Genomic DNA, 2,139 nt, shown 5'->3' with positions numbered 1-2,139 from the left:
ACTCCTTTCCTGGTTTATGTTCTCCCTTTATCAGATATTTATGCTTATGAACCGCAACGCTCGCCGCAGCGTTTGACTAGCGGAGTCTGTCAAACCGAGGAAGCGTAATGGCATCTGTTATTGAGGTTGCCCGTGCCACTCTTTCTCCCAATTCTCTCATTCTTCCGTATTATTAGTAACACTACTCCAACCGCAGGTTCGTCACATGGCTAAAATTTCGATCAGTGAAGCATCACGTTTGACCGGTAAAAGCCGTACGACACTGCACAGGCTTATTAAGGCTGGTGAACTGTCCAGTTGTTCAGGTATGAAAAATACTAAATTACTCGACACATCAGAACTATTACGGGTTTTTGGAACCTTGTCATCTGTTCAACCCGCACAGCTAGATGGACAAGTAACTGGGCAAAGGTTTACAAGTGAGACTGCACAGTCTGAACAGGTACATCAGCAGTTGACTCAGGAGGTGGAACATCTCAGAGAACTGGTGACCGCTCAGCAATCACATATCGATAGCTTGAAACAGGCGATGCTTCTGCTTGAGCATAAGAAAGAAATTCAACCTGTGGCAGCGGCATCTGATAATTCTCCATGGTGGCGGTTCTGGAAATCCTGACATAGGGACTTTCACTCCCAGGTCTTTTCAGTCTCGATACGGCTTAAATTCACCCCGGCGGCACGGTTTATTTTGCGCGTCATGCGTCACGACAGACATCTGTGCACCGGGGCGGCGAATGGTTGAGTTCTTGCAAGGCGCCCCGGATCTCTGATCCGTTCGCGGCTTTCGCCGGGCTGACGTTCGTCAGACTGCCTCCACACACCGGTTTCCCGGTGTCGCCATCGATGTCGTGTCGTTTTATCCCTCATATCAAAATAATGTCTGCCGGCGGTGCCGGTACAGACGGCGTAAAGTCGCCGATCACGTGTGTGTCAGATAGTGGAAAATGCCCCTGGGGTTTGCGGCATGGGGGTTCGCGGCGCTTTTGCGCGCGCGTCACTTGGTAAACGCTTCGCGATACGCAAGTGACGCGCGTGCGATGGTAAATGCCCTGGTGGAGGCTGATGTGGTGTTATATGCAGGCAGTGCTGCTTTGAGTGCAACCTAAAGCAAGACTTTAGGTGTAGACCTCAGCCACTGGATTGTGGGTGCCGCGTTTTTCAGAGGTTTTCTGCGGCTTCAGTGACCGCCCGAAGGCACCGTCTCTCAGGTCATAACGGTATTGGCATGTGATCACCCGAAGGCGTTTCTCTCAAATCACAGGAACATTGGCAGTGGCCGCCCGAAGGCACCCGTCTCAGGCCACACGGGTTTTGGCAGTTGCGGCACGCAACGATAGCGAAGCCAGAATAACCAGCCGCAAAACGAAGCACAACAGGCGGACAGGAAATGTTTTGTGTCCACCGCCATCGAGCTGGCCGCGATCCCAAAAGTGCCTGGTCAGGGCTGCGCCCCGACACCCCACCAACGGCTCATGACCGCGAAAAAATTCCGCGCTCGCTCACCGTTACCCGGATGACCGCTGTTTGGAAAACGTCCGGATTTACTCCGGGTAGAATTTCGGATCCATAAACTGCTCAAACGACCACGGGCATTCAGCAGGGAATACTGAGCGCTTGATGTGTGTCTCGCGTTCGGCGCCGATCACCGCATCGCCGTAGGCATCTCCGATGATCTCAGGTAGCTTGTGTCTGATGCTTGGGCTTTTCCTGAGGCTGCGCTCAATCTTGCGGCGCTGTTCCTCTATAGTGAGTTTCCAGCTGCGCGCCTGATGTTCTGACAGCAATTGGCATTTCAGCATATGGATAAACAGGACTTCGAGGCGCGACTCCAGCTCGGTTTCCGCGCTTGTGCCCATTGCCTCGATCTCCTCCAGAAGATTCTGTGTGTCCAGTTCACTAAATCTGCCATTGCGCAGTAAATCGGCCTGTTCACGCGTCCAGCCATAAAAATCAGTCTCATAACGGGCTGTCATATCCCCTCCATTTCGCTCCAAGAAACAACGCATAGCCTGGTCAAACTTCACCGAGAAAAATCTCCTCACCGTTTTTAAACGTTGCGCATGCGCAACGTTCTGCCGCGCCGGCGGCTTGGCCAACGCCTCGCGGCCGCGCAATAAATTCCGCGACCGTTCACCGTTT

General features: G+C 52.9%; 2 protein-coding genes. One reads left to right on the top strand and one right to left on the bottom strand.

The window, feature by feature from the left end; genetic code table 11:
* Positions 1-205: 205 nt before the first annotated feature.
* A complete protein-coding gene (locus RAHAQ2_RS24590) occupies positions 206-616 on the top strand; it encodes a DNA-binding protein (protein ID WP_014440114.1) in 411 nt (136 codons plus the stop codon).
* Between the two features lie 925 nt (positions 617-1,541).
* Here the strand turns inward: RAHAQ2_RS24590 and RAHAQ2_RS24585 are convergent.
* Positions 1,542-1,973 (bottom strand): DUF29 domain-containing protein, encoded by a 432-nt coding sequence (locus RAHAQ2_RS24585; RefSeq protein ID WP_014440113.1) that lies wholly within the window; start codon positions 1,971-1,973, stop codon positions 1,542-1,544.
* Positions 1,974-2,139: the final 166 nt, after the last annotated feature.

Source organism: Rahnella aquatilis CIP 78.65 = ATCC 33071 (assembly GCF_000241955.1).
Taxonomy (GTDB): Bacteria; Pseudomonadota; Gammaproteobacteria; order Enterobacterales; family Enterobacteriaceae; genus Rahnella; species Rahnella aquatilis.
Note: the sequence above shows the minus strand (reverse complement) of the source record. Positions and strands in the feature narration are given on the sequence as shown.

Coding starts and splice junctions, on each gene's coding strand:
- RAHAQ2_RS24590 (WP_014440114.1), top strand. CDS start 206: ATGGCTAAAATTTCGATCAGTGAAGCATCACGTTTGACCGGTAAAAGC.
- RAHAQ2_RS24585 (WP_014440113.1), bottom strand. CDS start 1,973: ATGACAGCCCGTTATGAGACTGATTTTTATGGCTGGACGCGTGAACAG.